At 70.8% G+C, this 16017-nt stretch carries 17 protein-coding genes and 1 pseudogene; 9 read left to right on the forward strand and 9 right to left on the reverse strand.

The features are described from left to right. Positions 1-78: 78 nt before the first annotated feature. The 3 genes from ABZT74_RS14420 to ABZT74_RS14430 all read right to left on the reverse strand — a co-directional run bounded on the left by ABZT74_RS14420 (position 79) and on the right by ABZT74_RS14430 (position 2267). Positions 79-984, reverse strand: a complete 906-nt coding sequence (locus ABZT74_RS14420) for a hypothetical protein (protein WP_356434998.1) — start codon at positions 982-984, stop codon at positions 79-81. Positions 985-1118: 134 nt separating this feature from the next. Next, the gene (locus ABZT74_RS14425) at positions 1119-1406 is read right to left on the reverse strand and encodes a hypothetical protein (RefSeq protein WP_355867404.1); all 288 of its coding nucleotides are present in this window, start codon (positions 1404-1406) and stop codon (positions 1119-1121) included. A gap of 327 nt (positions 1407-1733) precedes the next feature. Beyond that, complete coding sequence (locus tag ABZT74_RS14430) at positions 1734-2267, reverse strand: PadR family transcriptional regulator (protein ID WP_356435001.1); 534 nt, start codon at positions 2265-2267, stop codon at positions 1734-1736. Between the two features lie 103 nt (positions 2268-2370). Between ABZT74_RS14430 and ABZT74_RS14435 the strand changes: the two are divergent. Next, positions 2371-3129 (forward strand): annotated as a pseudogene (locus tag ABZT74_RS14435) (alpha/beta hydrolase). Positions 3130-3157: 28 nt separating this feature from the next. On the opposite strand, the gene ABZT74_RS14440 reads toward ABZT74_RS14435, so the two are convergent. Further along, positions 3158-3757: a class I SAM-dependent methyltransferase gene (locus ABZT74_RS14440; RefSeq protein ID WP_356435004.1), complete on the reverse strand. Its 600-nt coding sequence runs from the start codon at positions 3755-3757 to the stop codon at positions 3158-3160. Positions 3758-3909: 152 nt separating this feature from the next. Between ABZT74_RS14440 and ABZT74_RS14445 the strand changes: the two genes are divergently transcribed. From ABZT74_RS14445 to ABZT74_RS14465, 5 genes are all read left to right on the forward strand, one after another. Further along, positions 3910-4683, forward strand: a complete 774-nt coding sequence (locus tag ABZT74_RS14445; protein ID WP_356167997.1) for an MHYT domain-containing protein — start codon at positions 3910-3912, stop codon at positions 4681-4683. Between the two features lie 61 nt (positions 4684-4744). Continuing rightward, positions 4745-7267 carry a nitrate- and nitrite sensing domain-containing protein gene (locus ABZT74_RS14450; protein WP_356435006.1) on the forward strand — a complete coding sequence of 841 codons (2523 nt, stop codon included), beginning with the start codon at positions 4745-4747 and terminating at the stop codon, positions 7265-7267. Then, positions 7264-7701: a roadblock/LC7 domain-containing protein gene (locus tag ABZT74_RS14455; protein ID WP_356168003.1), complete on the forward strand. Its 438-nt coding sequence runs from the start codon at positions 7264-7266 to the stop codon at positions 7699-7701. Before ABZT74_RS14450 ends, ABZT74_RS14455 begins: the two co-directional genes overlap by 4 nt. Before the next feature lie 19 nt (positions 7702-7720). Next, positions 7721-8134, forward strand: a complete 414-nt coding sequence (locus tag ABZT74_RS14460; RefSeq protein ID WP_356435008.1) for a DUF742 domain-containing protein — start codon at positions 7721-7723, stop codon at positions 8132-8134. A 55-nt stretch (positions 8135-8189) separates the two neighbouring features. Next, positions 8190-8795, forward strand: coding sequence for an ATP/GTP-binding protein (locus ABZT74_RS14465; protein ID WP_081222999.1), 606 nt, complete (start codon positions 8190-8192; stop codon positions 8793-8795). A gap of 32 nt (positions 8796-8827) precedes the next feature. Here the strand turns inward: ABZT74_RS14465 and ABZT74_RS14470 are convergent, their stop codons facing one another. Next, the gene (locus ABZT74_RS14470) at positions 8828-9256 is read right to left on the reverse strand and encodes a PPOX class F420-dependent oxidoreductase (protein WP_356435010.1); all 429 of its coding nucleotides are present in this window, start codon (positions 9254-9256) and stop codon (positions 8828-8830) included. A 95-nt stretch (positions 9257-9351) separates the two neighbouring features. Here ABZT74_RS14470 and ABZT74_RS14475 point away from each other — a divergent pair, with 95 nt between their 5' ends. Together ABZT74_RS14475 and ABZT74_RS14480 are read left to right on the forward strand one after the other, a co-directional pair. Beyond that, positions 9352-9765, forward strand: coding sequence for a roadblock/LC7 domain-containing protein (locus tag ABZT74_RS14475; RefSeq protein ID WP_356435012.1), 414 nt, complete (start codon positions 9352-9354; stop codon positions 9763-9765). A 126-nt stretch (positions 9766-9891) separates the two neighbouring features. Further along, entirely contained in the window at positions 9892-10833 is a 942-nt protein-coding gene (locus tag ABZT74_RS14480; protein ID WP_356435014.1) for a DUF6397 family protein, read from the forward strand. Here ABZT74_RS14480 and ABZT74_RS14485 read toward each other — a convergent pair. Together ABZT74_RS14485 and ABZT74_RS14490 are read right to left on the reverse strand one after the other, a co-directional pair. Then, a complete protein-coding gene (locus tag ABZT74_RS14485; RefSeq protein WP_356168012.1) occupies positions 10820-11686 on the reverse strand; it encodes an acyl-CoA thioesterase II in 867 nt (288 codons plus the stop codon). The genes ABZT74_RS14480 and ABZT74_RS14485 overlap by 14 nt on opposite strands. Positions 11687-11705: 19 nt before the next feature. Continuing rightward, positions 11706-14219 carry a DUF3516 domain-containing protein gene (locus tag ABZT74_RS14490; RefSeq protein WP_355866593.1) on the reverse strand — a complete coding sequence of 838 codons (2514 nt, stop codon included), beginning with the start codon at positions 14217-14219 and terminating at the stop codon, positions 11706-11708. A gap of 145 nt (positions 14220-14364) precedes the next feature. On the opposite strand from ABZT74_RS14490, the gene ABZT74_RS14495 reads away from it, so the two are divergent. Then, positions 14365-15159: a metal-dependent hydrolase gene (locus tag ABZT74_RS14495; protein ID WP_356435016.1), complete on the forward strand. Its 795-nt coding sequence runs from the start codon at positions 14365-14367 to the stop codon at positions 15157-15159. A 38-nt stretch (positions 15160-15197) separates the two neighbouring features. On the opposite strand, the gene ABZT74_RS14500 is transcribed toward ABZT74_RS14495, so the two are convergent. Next, positions 15198-15473 carry a type B 50S ribosomal protein L31 gene (locus tag ABZT74_RS14500; RefSeq protein ID WP_356435019.1) on the reverse strand — a complete coding sequence of 92 codons (276 nt, stop codon included), beginning with the start codon at positions 15471-15473 and terminating at the stop codon, positions 15198-15200. Positions 15474-15512: 39 nt separating this feature from the next. Continuing rightward, positions 15513-15983: a DUF5709 domain-containing protein gene (locus ABZT74_RS14505; protein WP_355866585.1), complete on the reverse strand. Its 471-nt coding sequence runs from the start codon at positions 15981-15983 to the stop codon at positions 15513-15515. Positions 15984-16017 lie beyond the last annotated feature (34 nt).

The raw sequence follows: 16017 nt of genomic DNA on the forward strand, positions 1-16017 counted from the left end.
ACCGGCGAGGGCCGGCGGGTCGGGGCGGCGGAGGACTGACGAGGTCGGCGTCACCGGGTCTCTCGGTGGCGCCGTCGCTCAGCTCGGGCGGACGGCCATCTTGTCGAGAGCCTCAAGGAGGCCGGGCAGCTCCGGTCCGCGTCCGACAGGCAGGACCTCGCCGGGCTCGTCGTCGAGGAGGACGAACGCGATGTCGTCGGTCCGGGCGACGAGGGACCAACCCGGACCGTCGGCGCGCAGGGTGCGGGCGTCTCCCGTGGCGAACGACGAGCGCACGCGGCCCAGCGGGGGAGGGGTGTCCACGTACGAGCGCGCCTCGGCCAATACGCGGCGGACCCCCGTGCGTTCCGCACCGTCGCCGGGCTTCTCCTGCTCGGCCTGGGCGTCTACGGCGTCCTCGGTGGCCCCGGCCTCGACGTCGTCGTCCCCGTGCTGCTCCGCGCCGTTCGTGGGCGCGAATTCGCTGTCGTCTATCTGGTCCCGCCACGTCGCCCACTGGAGGGCGATCTCGTCGGCACCCAGACGCCGCTGGGCGGGCCCCCAGGTTGTGGTGTCCGGCGGAGTCAGCGGAGCGCGTTCCGTGGGCTCGGTCGACGGATCGTGCGGGGCCGGGACCCCGGGTGCCGCGACAGCAACCTCAAGGGGCCAGCCGGGCAGCGCGGCGACAACCGTCCGCTCGTCCGGCGACAGTTCGTGCTCCATCCCGCAGTCCCAGGAGGCGATGGCCACGGCGACCAGGGACACGTCGTCGATGACGACGGTCCAGCGCGCGCCATCCCCGTCCTGGCCGAGCACCAGTCCGTACCCGTCGGCGAGCGGCGCCAGGCCGAGCGCCGCACAGGCCTCGGGGTAGTCGTCCCCGAGCACGCTGGGGAACTTCGCCGGTGTCAGCAGCACCGCCGTCAGCACGTACAGCGCGTCGTCGTCCACGGTGACGGCTTCCTCGCCCACGGTGGTGACGGCTTCTTCGTCCGTCCCGGCCATCCCAGCCTCCCGATCGGTCCATCTGTCGGCGCACCCTAATGCGATCGGAAGGCCCTTGTCACGGGCCAGAAACACATGCGGAGCTGCAGTTATCCGGCTGGACAGGGGCGAAACGCCCCCCACGGCCGGCCGAGTCAGGCGGCGGGGAGTCCGAGCAGTGAGCGCGTGACCGTCCCGGGCGACTCGTCGCGTTCCCGGGCGAGGGCGATGACCGCCCGGCAGGCCAGTTCGGTCACCCCGAACGAGAGCGCCTCGGGCGATACCCAGGAGGCCGCCTCGTCGATCCGCTCCTGATCGTCCTCGGCACAGGCGGAGACGTACGCCGAGGCCGCCTCGAAGAGGTTGTGGCCGCGCCTCCCACCCTCGCGGGCAGCCCCGGGACCGACCTCTCCGGGTTGTTCCGCCGTCTTCCTGCCTGCCATCGTGCGGAGCCTGTCGAACATGCCGGACATCGGGCCACCTTCCCCCTGCTCGATCGCCGTCGCCAAACGTTCATCTGCTGCTACTCAACGTAGAGTTGGAGGCGCGGCGGCAGAAGAGGGCGACCCGGGGCGCACCTCCTGCGGACCGCCACGCGCGCGCCGGTCCGCAGGGCCCTACGCGTGCGTGACCGACTGGTCCGCCTGGTGACACGGCGTCGCGCCCCGTACTTCGCCCGGCAGAACCGGGAGGCCAAGGGTTACCTGGACGGCTACCGCGTCGGTGGGCCGGGGATCTGCTCGGTTCCGGGTGTGGGTGGCGGCCCGGTCTCAACCGCCCGCGGCGTCGAGCGAGTCGAGAGTGGCCCGCAGCCACGCCAGTTCGGCCTCGCTCGTGGCCCGGGCGATCGTGAGGATGCCTCGCCGGAAAGGGTCGTCCAGTTCTTCGGCCCGCACCGGCCGGTCACCGTCGTAGAAGAAGCTCGCCGGCTCCTCCAGGAAGGCGAGCCTGCGACGCAGCACCGCCGCCTGTGCCGCCGGGTCGGCCAGATGACTCAGGAAGGCGAGCACCGCGAACCACCTGTTCTCGTCGCTGATGTCCCGCCCGGCCGGTTCCGCGAGCCTGCGCCGCAGTTCGCGTCTGCCCTCCTCGGTGAGTGTCAGCACGTGACGAGGGGCGGCCACGGAACCGGGCTGCGTGGCGCGTTCCAGCAGACCCGCGTTCTCCAGTCGTCTGATGGCGGGGTACAGCGTGCTCTCCGCCACCGGCTTCACGTGGCCCGTCAGGGCGGTGATGCGCTTGCGCAGCTCATAGCCGTGCAGCGGGGCGTCGCAGAGGAATCCGAGGATGGCCAGCTCCAGCATGACCCCATCCTCCCGCACGCACGGTGTACATCGGTTCATGAATACATCCGAACCGATGTATGCTCCGAGCGGAAGCGTGGGACGCCGTGACGGGGAGGGCCTGATGAGGCAAGCCGAGTTCGACAGCAGGGGAAGCCTGGTCCGATGGACCGAGGCGCCGGGAACCGGGCCCGCGCGCGTGTACGTGCACGGCCTCGGGGCGGCCTCGACGGTCTACAGCGCCCACATCGCCGCCCGGCCCGAACTGGCGGGCCGCAGGACCCTGTTCGTCGACCTGCCGGGACACGGCATCAGCGACAGGCCGGCGGACTTCGGCTACACGCTGGAGGATCACGCGCGGGCTCTCGCCGCCGTCCTGGACGACGCCGGTGTCACCGGAGCGGAACTCGTCGCGCACAGCATGGGAGGCGCCGTCGCCGTGGTGCTCGCCCACCGGCGGCCCGGCCTCGTCTCACGTCTCGTCCTCATCGAGGCCAACCTCGACCCGTATCCGCCGGGCACGACGGGCGACAGCGGTATCGCCTCGTACGAGGAGGACGACTTCGTGGAGAACGGCGGTCACGCGCGCGTGCTCGATAGGGTCGGGGCGTCCTGAGCCGCGACCATGCGCCTCGCCGACCCGCGTGCCCTGCACCGCACCGCGCTGGCGCTCCGGCACGGCACCGTCCCGACGATGCGTCAGATGCTCACCGGACTGACTGTCGACCGCGTCTACCTTCAGGGCGACCTCAGTGGCGAACTCTCCGGCGCCCAGGGCCTGGAGGCGGCTGGAGTACGGGTCGTGACCGTGCCGGGCGCTGGCCACAACATCATGTTCGACAACCCTGACGCCCTGGTCGCGGTTCTCGCCGGTACGCACTGACCGTCGGCGCGGATCCGGGGCGCCGCTCTCATCCCCTGCGCACGGCGAGCGCGAGGAAGCGGGCGTCCTCGTCCGCGTACGAGGTCATGTCCCAGCCCGAACCGGCGAGCAGGGGGCGCAGGTTGGGCTCGGCGCGCAGGTCCTCCGGGGTGAGCCGCCGGCCCTGGCGCGCCGCGAGGGCGGCCCGGCCGATCGGATGGAACAGCGCCAGCGTGCCTCCGGGGCGCACCACGCGCGCCAACTCCCGCAGATTCTCAGCGGGGTTCGGCAGGTGGGCGACGAGTCCGGCCGCGAACACCGCGTCCAGTGACTCCGAGCGCAGGGGCAGTGCGGCGACGTCGGCCAGCAGGAGGCGTCCGTCGCGGTCGCGTCCGGCCCGCACGGCGGCCTCCAGCATGGCGGCGGTCAGATCGGCCCCGACGACCACCCCGACGCCGCCCACGGCAGCCCTCAGCGCCGGCAGGGCGCGTCCGGTTCCGCAGCCCGCGTCGAGCACCCGGTCTCCCGGAAGCAGCCCCATGTCCGCCACCGCGGCCTCGTAAGCGGGGCCGTCGTCGGGGAACCGGTTGTCCCAGTCGGCCGCGCGCGCGGCGAAGAAGTCCTGGACGTGTGTGTGGTCGTCGCTCATGTGCCGCATGATCTCTCACCGACACGAAGGATGACGCGGTGCACACGTTCGAACCCGATGCGATCGCCGAGGTGTACGCCTTCGTCATATTGCAACAGCTTTCGAAATGCGCCCCCTTCGCACCACTCCGCGCCTACTAGCGTCCCTGGGCCATGGGACACCTGGACCACGCCGCCTTCGGCTGGCTGACCCCCGTGCTGTCGTACGTGATGGCCTCCATCGGCGCCGCCCTCGGCCTGCGCTGCGCGGTCCGCGCTCTCGGATCCACCGGCTCGTCGCGCCGCAACTGGCTCTTGGCCGCGGCCTCCGCGATCGGCACCGGCATCTGGACGATGCACTTCGTGGCGATGCTGGGCTTCGGCGTCACCGGCACGGAGATCCGCTACAACGTGCCGCTGACCGTCCTGAGCCTGCTCGTCGCCATGGCGTTCGTGGGCGTCGGACTCTTCGCCGTCGGATACGGACGCGACCGGCACCGCGCGTTCGTCATCGGCGGGCTCACCACCGGACTCGGCGTCGCGAGCATGCACTACCTCGGCATGGCGGCCCTGCGCTTGCACGGCCAAGTGCACTACGACCCCGCACTCGTCGGACTGTCCGTCCTCCTGGCGGTGTTGGCCGCGACCGCCGCCCTGTGGGCGGCGCTCTCGATCAGGTCACCCGCCGCGGTCACCGCCGCCTCCCTCGTCATGGGCGGCGCGGTGAGCAGCATGCACTACACCGGAATGATGGCGGTGAGCGTGCGCGTCAGCCCCTCCGCAAGCGCCCTGTCCGGCGCCACGGCGATGCAGTTCATCTTCCCTCTGGCCGTCGGCCTCGGGTCCTACCTCTTCCTGACCGCGGCATTCGTCGCACTCTCTCCGATGTCCCAAGGCCGAGAGGTGTCCGCGTCGGCCCGGCGGCCGGTCGAGACCATCGCCCGCTAGCGGCAGGCCTGGCAGCATCCGGCCGCGAAGGGCCGCCCCGAACTCTCCGATCGAGGAGGCCATGCGTACACCCCGCAGAACCACCACAGCCGGCGCCCAGCCGCCACCCCGGGCCCGGGGCCGCCGTGCTCACGCGGGCCCGCCGGCTGACGAGCGCCCCGAGTTCGAGGGGTCGGCCACCGAGGCAGTGACACAGACCCGCCCGGCCGCCGAGGGATGGCACCTCCGGCCCCGCACCGTCCGCGCCAAGGTCGTCAGCCTGCTGATGGTGCCGGTCGTCTCACTGCTCGCACTGTGGGCGTTCGCCACCGTGAGCACCGCCCAGGACGTCGCACGCCTGCGACAACTGCAACGCGTCGACGCCACCGTCCGGGCACCTGTCGACGCCGCGGTCGCCGCGCTCCAGGCGGAACGTGCGGCCGCCGTCAGCTACGCGACCGATCCCGCCAGGCCACAGTCGAGCGGGTTCAGGAACCTTGCCCGGCAGACCGACCGTGCCGTCGCGAAGCTCCGCCTCGGCGACAACCACACCGTCGCCGACGGAGCCGACCTCCCCGCGGGAGCCGCGGAACGGCTCGACGACTTCGTCACCGACGCGGGGAGTCTGAGGTCGCTCCGCGCGTCCGTACTGGACCGGCGCACCGGCTGGGACGAGGCATACGGCCGTTACACGAAGGCCATCGCGACGGCCCTCGGTGTCGACGGCGCGCTCTCCGGTGTCCACGACGCGGCAATGAGCTCCGACGCGCGCGTGCTGCTCGAATTCTCCCGGGCCGGGGAAGCCCTCGCCCAGGAGGACGCCGTCCTCGGCGGTGCCCGGCGCGCCGGAAGCCTCGACGGCGAGCGGCTCCGCCTGTTCACTGGCGCGGTCGACACCCGCCGCGCACTGACCGATGCCGCCATGGTGGACCTGCGAGGACCCGAACGCGCGGCCTGGAAGGACCTGGCTCAGGGAACCGCCTACCTGGATGTGGGCACCGTCGAGGACAGGGTGCTGGCCGCCCGTCCGGGCGCCAAGGCCGTCGAGGCCGCGCCGGAATCGGCCTGGGACATCGCTCACGCGCGGGTGCAGGACGGTATGCGGTCGATCGTGACGGAAGCAGCCGTGACGGACGGGGCGGACCCGTTCGGGCGCGCGCTGTTCACGCCCGCAGGCGCAGCGGTCCTCTTCGGGCTCGCCGCGGGCATCGCTTCCTTGATCATCTCCGTGCGCATCGGCCGCGACCTCGTCGTCGAACTGGTCAGCCTGCGCGACAGCGCCCTGGACATCGCCCGCAGGAAACTCCCCGAGGCCATGCGCCGACTACGGGCGGGCGAAGCGGTCGACGTTCGTGCCGAAGCGCCTCTCGGAAGGCCCTCGGACGACGAGACGGGCCAGGTCGCCGAAGCACTCAACACCGTGCATCGAGCCGCTCTGCGCGCCGCCGTCGAACGCGCGGAGCTGGCCGGCGGGATCTCCGGAGTCTTCGTCAACCTCGCCCGGCGCAGCCAGGTGCTCGTACACCGCCAGCTGAACCTCCTGGACGCCATGGAGCGCAGGTCGGACGACCCCGACGAGCTGAGCGACCTCTTCCGCCTCGACCACCTCACCACCAGGATGAGACGTCACGCGGAGAGCCTGATCATCCTCTCCGGGGCCGCCCCCGGCCGCGCCTGGCGGATGCCCGTCTCGCTGACCGACGTCGTCCGGGCGGCGGTCTCCGAAGTCGAGGACTACGCGCGAGTGGAGGTGCGCCAGCTCCCCGACGCGGCGGTGATCGGCACCGCGGTCGCCGACCTCACCCACCTCCTCGCTGAGGTCGTCGAGAACGCCGCCCAGTTCTCGCCGCCCCACACCCGTGTCCGGATCACCGGCGAACCCGTGGGCAACGGCTACGTGATCGAGGTCGAGGACCGGGGGCTCGGCATGGGCAAGGAGACCCTGGCCCAGGCCAACCACCGCATCGAGCAGTCCGAGGCACTCGACCTGTTCGACAGCGACCGGCTCGGCCTCTTCGTGGTCAGCAGACTCTCGGCCCGGCACGACATCAAGGTCCAACTGCGGACCTCGCCCTACGGAGGCACCACCGCGGTGGTCCTGCTGCCCACCGCTCTCCTGGACGGCGGTCCGAGGGAACGTCCCACCGCACAGGCCGAGACCGACAGGCCGGTGGAGCGGGAGTACGCGCGCGTGGCGTCCGCCCCGGAGCAGGACGCCGTCCGAGCGGCCGCCGAACGACCCGCACTGGTGCCCCCGGTAGCGGCCGCCGGCGAAGGCCCGGTGAACGGCGCTCGGGAGACCCCTCCGCCCCGGGTCGCGACACTCAGGCTGCACCGCTCGGTCGACGACACCGAGACCTCCGAGGAACTCCCACGACGTGTACGCCAGGCGCATCTGGCACCCCAACTGCGCGGACAGCGCGCCGCGGAGCCGACGGAGACACCGCCGTCCGCGACGGACGACGAACGCACACCCGAACGCGTACGCGCGCGGATGACCGCCTACCGGGACGGCTGGGTACGCGGCGGCGGCAGGTCACCCGGCGACCCCGCGACCCCCGACGTCGAAGCGGGCGGCGACAGCAGCGAAGGAGACACCGCATGATCCAGGATTCGAGCACGAGATCCGCCCAGCCGTCCGGTGAACTCGACTGGCTGCTGGACGACATGGTGCTGCGCGTGGCCGACGTGCGACACGCCGTGGTGCTGTCGAACGACGGCCTGGCGGTGGGCGCGTCCACGGGTCTGCGGCGCGAGGACGCCGAACATCTCGCCGCCGTCGCGTCCGGATTCCACAGCCTGGCCAAAGGGGCCGGACGCCACTTCGGCGTCGGCGGGGTACGCCAGACGATGGTGGAGATGGACGAGGGCTTCCTCTTCGTGGCCGCGGCAGGGGACGGGTCGTGCCTCGCCGTCCTGACCGCGGTCACCGCGGACATCGGCCTCGTGGCGTACGAGATGGCACTCCTGGTCAAACGGGTCGGCGAGCATCTCCATACGCCGCCGCGCGCCGCCGCACAGCCGCCCGTCGCGGGCTGACCGAGGACGGCCGACGCAGATGACCGAGGACACGCCGGGCGTTCCGCCGCAGCCCGGGAGCCAGTGGTACGACCAGGAGGCCGGGCCTCTCGTCCGTCCCTACGCCATGACGGGCGGCCGCACCCAGTCGGGCCCCACCGGGGTGCACTTCGACCTGATCGCTCTGGTCTCGCTCGACGAGGGCGCCCCCGGCGTCGACGACGACACGTCGCTGGGACCGGAACACCGGACCCTGATCGAACTGTGCCGTACCGAAACCCAGTCCGTCGCCGAACTGGCCGCCGACGCCGATCTGCCCCTGGGCGTGGTCAGAGTGCTCCTGGGAGACCTGCTGGAACGCAGCTGCGTCACGGTCAGCCGCCCCGTACCGCCCGCACACCTGCCCGACGAGCGCATCCTCCGCGAGGTGATCGAGGGACTGAGGGCGCTCTAGATGACCCAGATGTACCGACGTCGACGGTGGTCGGCACTCCCGAGAGAAGTGATCGATGGTCTCCGAGAACTCCGACGCCTCGGGTGGCGACACGTCCGCCCTGGCGTTGAAGATACTGGTCGCCGGCGGATTCGGCGTGGGAAAGACCACCCTGGTGGGCGCGGTCAGCGAGATCCGGCCGCTGCGCACCGAGGAACTGCTGAGCGAGGCCGGTCAGTCGGTGGACGACACCGGCGGAGTGGACCAGAAGGTCACCACGACCGTGGCCATGGACTTCGGACGCATCACCATCAGGTCGGGTCTGTCGCTCTACCTGTTCGGAACACCGGGCCAGGACCGCTTCTGGTTCCTGTGGGACGAGCTGTCGACGGGCGCCCTCGGCGCCGTCGTCCTCGCGGACACCCGACGGCTGGAGGACTGCTTCCCGGCGGTGGACTACTTCGAGCACCGGCACATCCCGTTCGTGGTGGCCGTCAACTGCTTCGCCGACGCCCGCGCGTACGGTGCTCAGGACGTGTCCCGCGCCCTCGACCTCGACCGGGGTACTCCGGTCGTGCTCTGCGACGCCCGTGATCGCGACTCCGGCAAGGAGGTGCTGATCCGGCTCGTCGAGTACGCCGGGCGGGTCCACACCGCCCGGCTCCTCGACTCCGTCGGCTGAGGCCGGCTGGGCTGTCGGCCGCTCGTGACCTGTCAGTCGGCCACAGCGGCGAAGGCGAGGACCTTGTCGATCCGCAGGCGGACGAGCAGTTCACCAGGTACGCCGTTGCGCCTGCCGAACTCCTCGGCGCGGTCCTCGCCCATGTAACGGCCGCCGATGCGGGCGGCCCAGTGCCGCAGTTCGTCGACATCCTCCGACAACACCGCCGTGCCCTCCAGCACCACGAACGCGAAGGGCGGCCGGTCGTCGTCCACGCACAGGGCGACCCGGCCGTCCCGAACCAGGTTCCTCCCCTTCACGCTGTCCTTCGCCGTGTTGAACACCAGGTCGTCACCGTCCAGCACGAACCAGATCGGTGCCACGTGCGGACTGCCGTCGGCCCGGACGGTGGACAGCTTTCCCGTGCGGGTTCCCTGCGAGACGAACGCTCGCCACTGCTCGTCGGTCATCTTCTCTGCCATGCCGTCCATCCTCCTTGCCCGGAGGGCGGCTGTGGGGAAGGCTTGCTGGGCGAATCCTCCGGTCGGGGGGAAACGACACACGGGGAGACCGGATCATGGCACAGAACACGGGACTTGGCTGGCTGCTGGACGACCTCACCCAGCGCGTCGAGCACGTCCGGCACGCCCTCGTGCTCTCGAACGACGGGCTGGTGACCGGCGCGAGCACGGGGCTGCGCCGCGAGGACGCCGAACACCTGGCCGCCGTCTCGTCCGGACTGCACAGCCTGGCCAAGGGCTCCGGACGCCACTTCGGTGCCGGACAAGTGCGGCAGACGATGGTCGAGTTCGACGACGCCGTGCTCTTCGTCACCGCGGCCGGCGCGGGCAGTTGCCTGTGCGTCCTCAGCGGCGCGGAGGCGGACATCGGCCAGGTCGGGTACGAGATGACGTTGCTGGTGAACCGGGTCGGCGAGCACCTCGCCGTGGATGCGCGACTGCCGGGAGGCCGGCCCGCAACAGACCTCTGACCTGCTGGTACGTCGCCGCGATCAGAGTTTTCCACAGGCTCGTCGCGATGTCCGTCGAGCCGGATACGGTTTTTCCGAAGCGAGCGCACACGGCGCGAGCATCCGACTCCACGGGGGAGAACCGTCATGACCGGCAGCAGCACCATCACACAGTCCGGCACCACCTCGCTCACCCGCGCCGCACGAGAACTGGAGCTCAGGCGCGGAGAGTTCGACCTGGCCGTGCACCTCGGTTGCGTGCGCACCGTCCCCGACGAGGGAGGTGGTGGACGCCGCGTCGCTCGCGCCGAGATCGACCGGCTGCGTTCCGAGGCAGGCTTCCCCGAGACGCTGCACGAGCGGGTGAAGGCGGTCGGCACCACAGAGGGTGCCGCGCTGATGGGCATGACGACCACCCGATTTACGCGCCTGGCTCGTCTTGGCCTCGTGGTCCCCGTGAAGTTCTATGTGAACCGTTACAGGGCCATTGTCTGGCTGTATCTCGCCGAGGAACTGAGGCAGTTCGCCGCGGACGAGAAGCACGCGCCCCTGATGAAGGGCCGGACGCCCGAAGGCCTCCGCGGCCAGCTCGAGGAAGGCGTCGACCTCCGGCCCCGCAACTGGCGCGGACGGCACCTCGGCTTCCAGCTCCGGCAGTCCGAGGATCCCTGGGCTCGCGCCGCCGTCGTGGCGTCGCTGCTCGACCCCGTTCAGGTCGCCGAGATCGTGAGGGACCCCGACGAGCGCGCCTACCTCAACCGTCTCCGGCCCGCCCGGGTCTCGGGCGCGACTCCGGACTCGCCCTCGACGCTGATCGCCGAGCGCATCATGACGGCGGCCGATCCCGACGAGATCGGCTGGCTCCGGGCAGACCTGCTCCAGACCCTGGCCGAAGCGCGGGAGGACCGGCCCGTTCCCCGACCCACGCCGCCTTCCGCCCGGTCGATGCCGGCCGCACCCCAAGACAGGCCACCGGCACCGGCCCGCACGAACGACATCATCGGCGCGCCGGACACCGCCCGCGCTCGGCGGCTCCTCGGGTTCCTGCGCCGCAGGAACGCGGACGCGGGCCTGTCTACAGCGCCCTGAACAGGCCTTCCTGCACGACCGAGACGAGCAGCTGCCCCTCCCGGTCGTAGATGCGGCCCCGGGCCAGCCCACGGCCGCCCGTCGCGATGGGGGACTCCTGGTCGTAGAGGAACCACTCGTCCGCACGGAACGGCCGGTGGAACCACATGGCGTGATCCAGCGACGCCATGTCGAAGCCGCGCGGACCCCACAGCGGTTCCACCGGGATCCGGACGGCGTCCAGGAGGGTCATGTCGCTCGCGTAGGTGAGGGCACAGGTGTGCACGAGCGGGTCGTCGCCCAGCGGTCCGACGGCTCGCATCCACACCGCGCTGCGCGGCTCGGCGTCCTTCGTCTCCTCGGGCGTCCAGCGCAGCCGGTCCACGTAGCGGATGTCGAACGGCTGACGCCGCGCCATGCGCTCCAACGCTTCGGGCAGAGCGCCCAGATGCTCCTTGATCTCCTGCGACACCGTCGGCAGGGACTCCGGGTCCGGCACCTCACGGGCCGGCGGCAGCTGGTGCTCGAAGCTCCCATCCTCAGGCTTGTGAAAGGAGGCGGTGAGATTGAAGATCGTGCGGCCCTGCTGCACCGCGGTGACCCGGCGCGTGGTGAACGACCGCCCGTCCCGCACCCGTTCGACCTGGTACACGATCGGTACCCCCGGCCGGCCGGGGCGCAGGAAGTACGCGTGCAGCGAGTGCACCGGCCGGTCGCCCTCGGTCGTGCGGCCGGCGGCCACCAGCGCCTGGCCCGCCACCTGCCCGCCGAAGACCCGCTGGAGGGACTCCTGCGGACTGCGGCCCCGGAAGATGTTCACCTCGATCTGCTCCAGGTCGAGCAGGTCGACGAGTCTCTCGGCAGGATTCGTCATCGGTGGTTCTCTCCCGTGCTCACAGCTGGCCGACGTCGGTGACCTTGACGATGGCACGGCCCTCCGCGTCGGAGGCCACCAGGTCGACCTCCGCGCTGATGCCCCAGTCGTGATCACCGTTCGGGTCGGCGAAGGTCTGCCGGACACGCCACAGACCGTTCTGCGGCTCCTCGACGATCGACAGCAGCTTCGGGCCACGAGCGTCGGGACCCGTGCCGAGGTCCTCGTACTCGTCCCAGTACTTGTCCATCGCGTCGCCCCACGCGTCGGCGTCCCAGCCGGCGTCGGCGTCCAGCTCGCCGAGTTCGTTGACGTGGTCGAGAGCCGCGAGCTCGACCCTGCGGAACATCGCGTTGCGGACGAGGACGCGGAAGGCGCGCGCGTTCGCCGTGACCGGCTTGACCTGGTCCGCCTTCTCCTGGGCCTCCTCCGCCGTCATCACCTCGGGGTTGGCGAGCTGCTCCCACTCGTCGAGGAGGCTGGAGTCGACCTGGCGCACCATCTCGCCCAGCCAGGCGATCAGGTCCTCCAGGTCCTCGGACTTCAGGTCGTCCGGGACCGTGTGCTCGAGCGCCTTGTAAGCACTCGCCAGGTAGCGCAGCACGATGCCCTCGGTGCGCGCGAGTTCGTAGAAGGACACGAACTCCGTGAAGGTCATGGCCCGTTCGTACATGTCGCGGATGATGGACTTCGGCGACAGCGGATGGTCACCGACCCACGGGTGGCTCTTGCGGTACACGTTGTACGCGTGGAAGAGCAGTTCCTCCATGGGCTTGGGGTACGACACGTCCTGGAGCCGCTCCATGCGCTCCTCGTACTCCACACCGTCGGCCTTCATCGCGGCCACGGCCTCGCCCCGGGCCTTGTTCTGCTGCGCCGCGAGGATCTGCCGCGGATCGTCCAGGGTGGATTCCACGACCGACACCATGTCGAGAGCGTAGGAGGGCGACTCGGGGTCCAGCAGGTCGAACGCGGCGAGCGCGAACGTCGACAGGGGCTGGTTGAGCGCGAAGTCCTGCTGGAGATCGACGGTGAGCCGCACGATGCGGCCGGTCGGGTCGGGCTCGTCGAGCTTCTCGACGATGCCGCCGTCGAGGAGCGAGCGGTAGATCGCGATCGCCCGGCGAATGTGCCGCAGCTGCTGCTTGCGCGGCTCGTGGTTGTCCTCCAGGAGGTGACGCATGGCCTCGAAGGCGTTGCCGGGCCGGGCGATCACCGACAGCAGCATCGTGTGCGTGACGCGGAAGCGCGAGGTCAGCGGTTCCGGATCGGAGCCGATGAGCTTCTCGAAGGTGCTGTCCGTCCAGCCGACGAAGCCCTCCGGAGCCTTCTTGCGCACCACCTTGCGGCGCTTCTTCGGATCGTCGCCCGCCTTCGCGAGCGACTTCTCGTTCTCGATGACGTGCTCCGGCGCCTGCGCGACGACGAAGCCGGCCGTGTCGAAGCCCGCCCGGCCGGCACGTCCGGCGATCTGGTGGAACTCGCGGGCCCGCAGCGTGCGCACCCGGGTGCCGTCGTACTTGGTCAGCGCGGTGAACAGCACCGTGCGGATCGGGACGTTGACGCCTACGCCGAGGGTGTCCGTGCCACAGATGACCTTCAGGAGGCCGGCCTGGGCCAGCTTCTCCACGAGTCGCCGGTACTTGGGCAGCATGCCGGCGTGGTGCACACCGATGCCGTGCCGCACGTAGCGGGAGAGGTTCTGGCCGAACTTGGTGGTGAAGCGGAAGTTGCCGATCAGCGCGGCGATCTGGTCCTTCTCCTCGCGCGTGCACATGTTGATGCTCATCAGCGCCTGCGCCCGCTCCACGGCCTGCGCCTGCGTGAAGTGCACGATGTAGACAGGGGCCTGCTTCGTGGCGAGGAGGTCGGTGAGGGTCTCCGTCAGCGGAGTGAGCACGTACTCGTAGGAGAGCGGGACCGGCCGGATCGCGGAGCGGACCACGGAGGTGGGACGCCCGGTGCGGCGCGTGAGGTCCTTCTCGAACATCGAGACGTCACCGAGCGTCGCCGACATGAGGATGAACTGCGCCTGGGGGAGTTCCAGGATCGGGATCTGCCACGCCCAGCCGCGGTCGCCCTCGGCGTAGAAATGGAACTCGTCCATGACGACCTGGCCCACGTCGGCCTGCTTGCCGTCCCGCAGTGCGATCGACGCGAGCACCTCGGCCGTGCAGCAGATGACCGGGGCGTCGGCGTTCACGGACGCGTCACCGGTGAGCATGCCGACGTTCTCGGTGCCGAAGATCTTGCACAGCTCGAAGAACTTCTCCGAGACCAGCGCCTTGATCGGCGCCGTGTAGAACGTGACCTCGTCCCGGGCGAGCGCGGCGAAGTGCGCACCCGCGGCGATCATGCTCTTGCCCGAGCCGGTGGGCGTGGAGACGATCACGTTCGCCCCCGAGACCACCTCGATCAGCGCCTCCTCCTGATGGGGGTAGAGCGTGAGACCGCGTTCCCCGGCCCACGACTCGAAGGCTTCGTAAAGGGCGTCGGGGTCTGCGGTCTGCGGCAGCTGATCGATGAGGGTCACGCCCCCATCTTGCCTGTCGACGCACGCTATGGGGGAATCGGATGCCGGTCCGATGATCACGAACGCTACGCTGTGTCGCCGACGACGCGTCAGCGCGCACGGGCAACTGAGCAGCGGCACAAGAGGAATGGGGCGGGGAACGGCCATGATGGGACCAGCACACTCACTGTCGGGAGCCGCGGCCTGGCTCGGCGTCGGAGCGGCCGCCGCCGCGGCCGGCCACACGATGCCCTGGCCGGTCCTCCTGGTCGGCGCGCTGATCTGCGCGGGTGCCGCGCTCGCCCCGGACCTCGACCACAAGGCGGCTACCATCTCGCGTGCCTTCGGACCCGTGTCGCGGGGTCTGTGCGAGATCGTCGACAAGTTGTCCTACGCCGTCTACAAGGGGACCAGGAAGCAGGGCGACCCCCGGCGCTCCGGTGGGCACCGCACGCTGACGCACACCTGGCTGTGGGCGGTGCTCATAGGCGCGGGCGCCTCCGTGCTGGCGATCACCGGCGGCCGCTGGGCGGTCCTCGCCCTCCTCTTCGTGCACATGGTGCTCGCCATCGAGGGCCTGCTCTGGAGGGCCGCTCGCGGGTCCAGCAGCGACGTGCTGGTCTGGCTCCTCGCCGCGACGAGCGCGTGGATCCTCGCCGGGATTCTGGACGAGCCGGGCAACGGCGCACACTGGCTGTTCACCTCGCCCGGCCAGGGGTACCTGTGGCTCGGCCTGCCGATCGTCCTCGGCGCGCTGGTGCACGACATCGGGGACGCGCTGACGGTGTCCGGCTGCCCGGTCCTGTGGCCCATCCCGATCGGCCGCAAGCGCTGGTACCCGATGGGGCCGCCCAAGGTGATGCGGTTCCGCGCCGGCAGCTGGGTCGAGCTCAAGGTGCTGATGCCCGCCTTCATGCTGCTGGGCGGCGTGGGGTGCGCGGCCGCGATGAACTTCATCTGAGCCGGACTCCCTCAGGCGGCCGGCGCGGCACGGGCGGCTCAGGCGCCGCCGGCTCCTTCGGATCCCTGACCGCCGCCTCCGTACCGACGCTCGAACTGGGCGACGCGGCCCTCGGAGTCCACGGTGCGGGCCTTGCCCGTGTAGAACGGGTGGCTCTCCGAGGAGATCTCCACGTCGACGACCGGGTAGGTCTCCCCGTCGTCCCACTCGATGGTGCGCTCGCTCGTGGCGGTGGAGCGGGTGAGGAAGGCGTAGCCGGCGCTGCGGTCGCGGAAGACCACCGCGTGGTAGTCGGGCTGCTTGTCCTGCTGCATGGATGCTCCTTCGGGGGAGTGACCTGGGCCGGGCGCCGGTCAGCCGGACACGGAGTCCTCGTCGACGATGTGCATGGCGGCCTCCTCGGCCGAGGCCGCGGCGCCGTCGATGCCGATGTCCGTCGCGATGAGCCCGCTCTCCCCATCCTCGTGCGCCCCCTCGTCGGGTGCCACCAGACGGCCGGAGCGACGGTCGCCCACCTCGTCGTCCAGCGGCTCGCCGTCGGTGCCCTCGCAGTCGCCGATGCCGTCACCGTCGGAGGCGGCGACATCGGGCAGTTCCTCCGCGAGGCGCTCGTCCAGGGTCTCGCCCGCGACGGCCTCCGACGCGGTGACACCTTGGTGCTCAACCGCCCAGGGCCGCTCAGGCGGGGACCAACCGCGGTCCAGGGGGTCGTCGACGCCGTCGGTGATGAGGGTGTCCTCCGCGTCGAGCAGCCCCGCGTCGTCCTGTACCTCGGATCCGTCGGGCTGGTAGACGTTGTCTCCCCAACCGTCGGCGCTGTCCACGAGTACCTCCAGGGGGTGCGGACGGGACCGGCTC

The sequence above is a fragment of the Streptomyces sp. NPDC005302 genome, from assembly GCF_040607345.1.
Taxonomy (GTDB): Bacteria; Actinomycetota; Actinomycetes; order Streptomycetales; family Streptomycetaceae; genus Streptomyces.

Bases quoted from the DNA above. Each gene is read 5' to 3' on its own strand.
- ABZT74_RS14420 (WP_356434998.1), bottom strand. From the start codon at position 984: ATGGCCGGGACGGACGAAGAAGCCGTCACCACCGTGGGCGAGGAAGCC.
- ABZT74_RS14425 (WP_355867404.1), bottom strand. From the start codon at position 1,406: ATGGCAGGCAGGAAGACGGCGGAACAACCCGGAGAGGTCGGTCCCGGG.
- ABZT74_RS14430 (WP_356435001.1), bottom strand. From the start codon at position 2,267: ATGCTGGAGCTGGCCATCCTCGGATTCCTCTGCGACGCCCCGCTGCAC.
- ABZT74_RS14440 (WP_356435004.1), bottom strand. From the start codon at position 3,757: ATGAGCGACGACCACACACACGTCCAGGACTTCTTCGCCGCGCGCGCG.
- ABZT74_RS14445 (WP_356167997.1), top strand. From the start codon at position 3,910: ATGGGACACCTGGACCACGCCGCCTTCGGCTGGCTGACCCCCGTGCTG.
- ABZT74_RS14450 (WP_356435006.1), top strand. From the start codon at position 4,745: ATGCGTACACCCCGCAGAACCACCACAGCCGGCGCCCAGCCGCCACCC.
- ABZT74_RS14455 (WP_356168003.1), top strand. From the start codon at position 7,264: ATGATCCAGGATTCGAGCACGAGATCCGCCCAGCCGTCCGGTGAACTC.
- ABZT74_RS14460 (WP_356435008.1), top strand. From the start codon at position 7,721: ATGACCGAGGACACGCCGGGCGTTCCGCCGCAGCCCGGGAGCCAGTGG.
- ABZT74_RS14465 (WP_081222999.1), top strand. From the start codon at position 8,190: ATGGTCTCCGAGAACTCCGACGCCTCGGGTGGCGACACGTCCGCCCTG.
- ABZT74_RS14470 (WP_356435010.1), bottom strand. From the start codon at position 9,256: ATGGCAGAGAAGATGACCGACGAGCAGTGGCGAGCGTTCGTCTCGCAG.
- ABZT74_RS14475 (WP_356435012.1), top strand. From the start codon at position 9,352: ATGGCACAGAACACGGGACTTGGCTGGCTGCTGGACGACCTCACCCAG.
- ABZT74_RS14480 (WP_356435014.1), top strand. From the start codon at position 9,892: ATGACCGGCAGCAGCACCATCACACAGTCCGGCACCACCTCGCTCACC.
- ABZT74_RS14485 (WP_356168012.1), bottom strand. From the start codon at position 11,686: ATGACGAATCCTGCCGAGAGACTCGTCGACCTGCTCGACCTGGAGCAG.
- ABZT74_RS14495 (WP_356435016.1), top strand. From the start codon at position 14,365: ATGATGGGACCAGCACACTCACTGTCGGGAGCCGCGGCCTGGCTCGGC.
- ABZT74_RS14500 (WP_356435019.1), bottom strand. From the start codon at position 15,473: ATGCAGCAGGACAAGCAGCCCGACTACCACGCGGTGGTCTTCCGCGAC.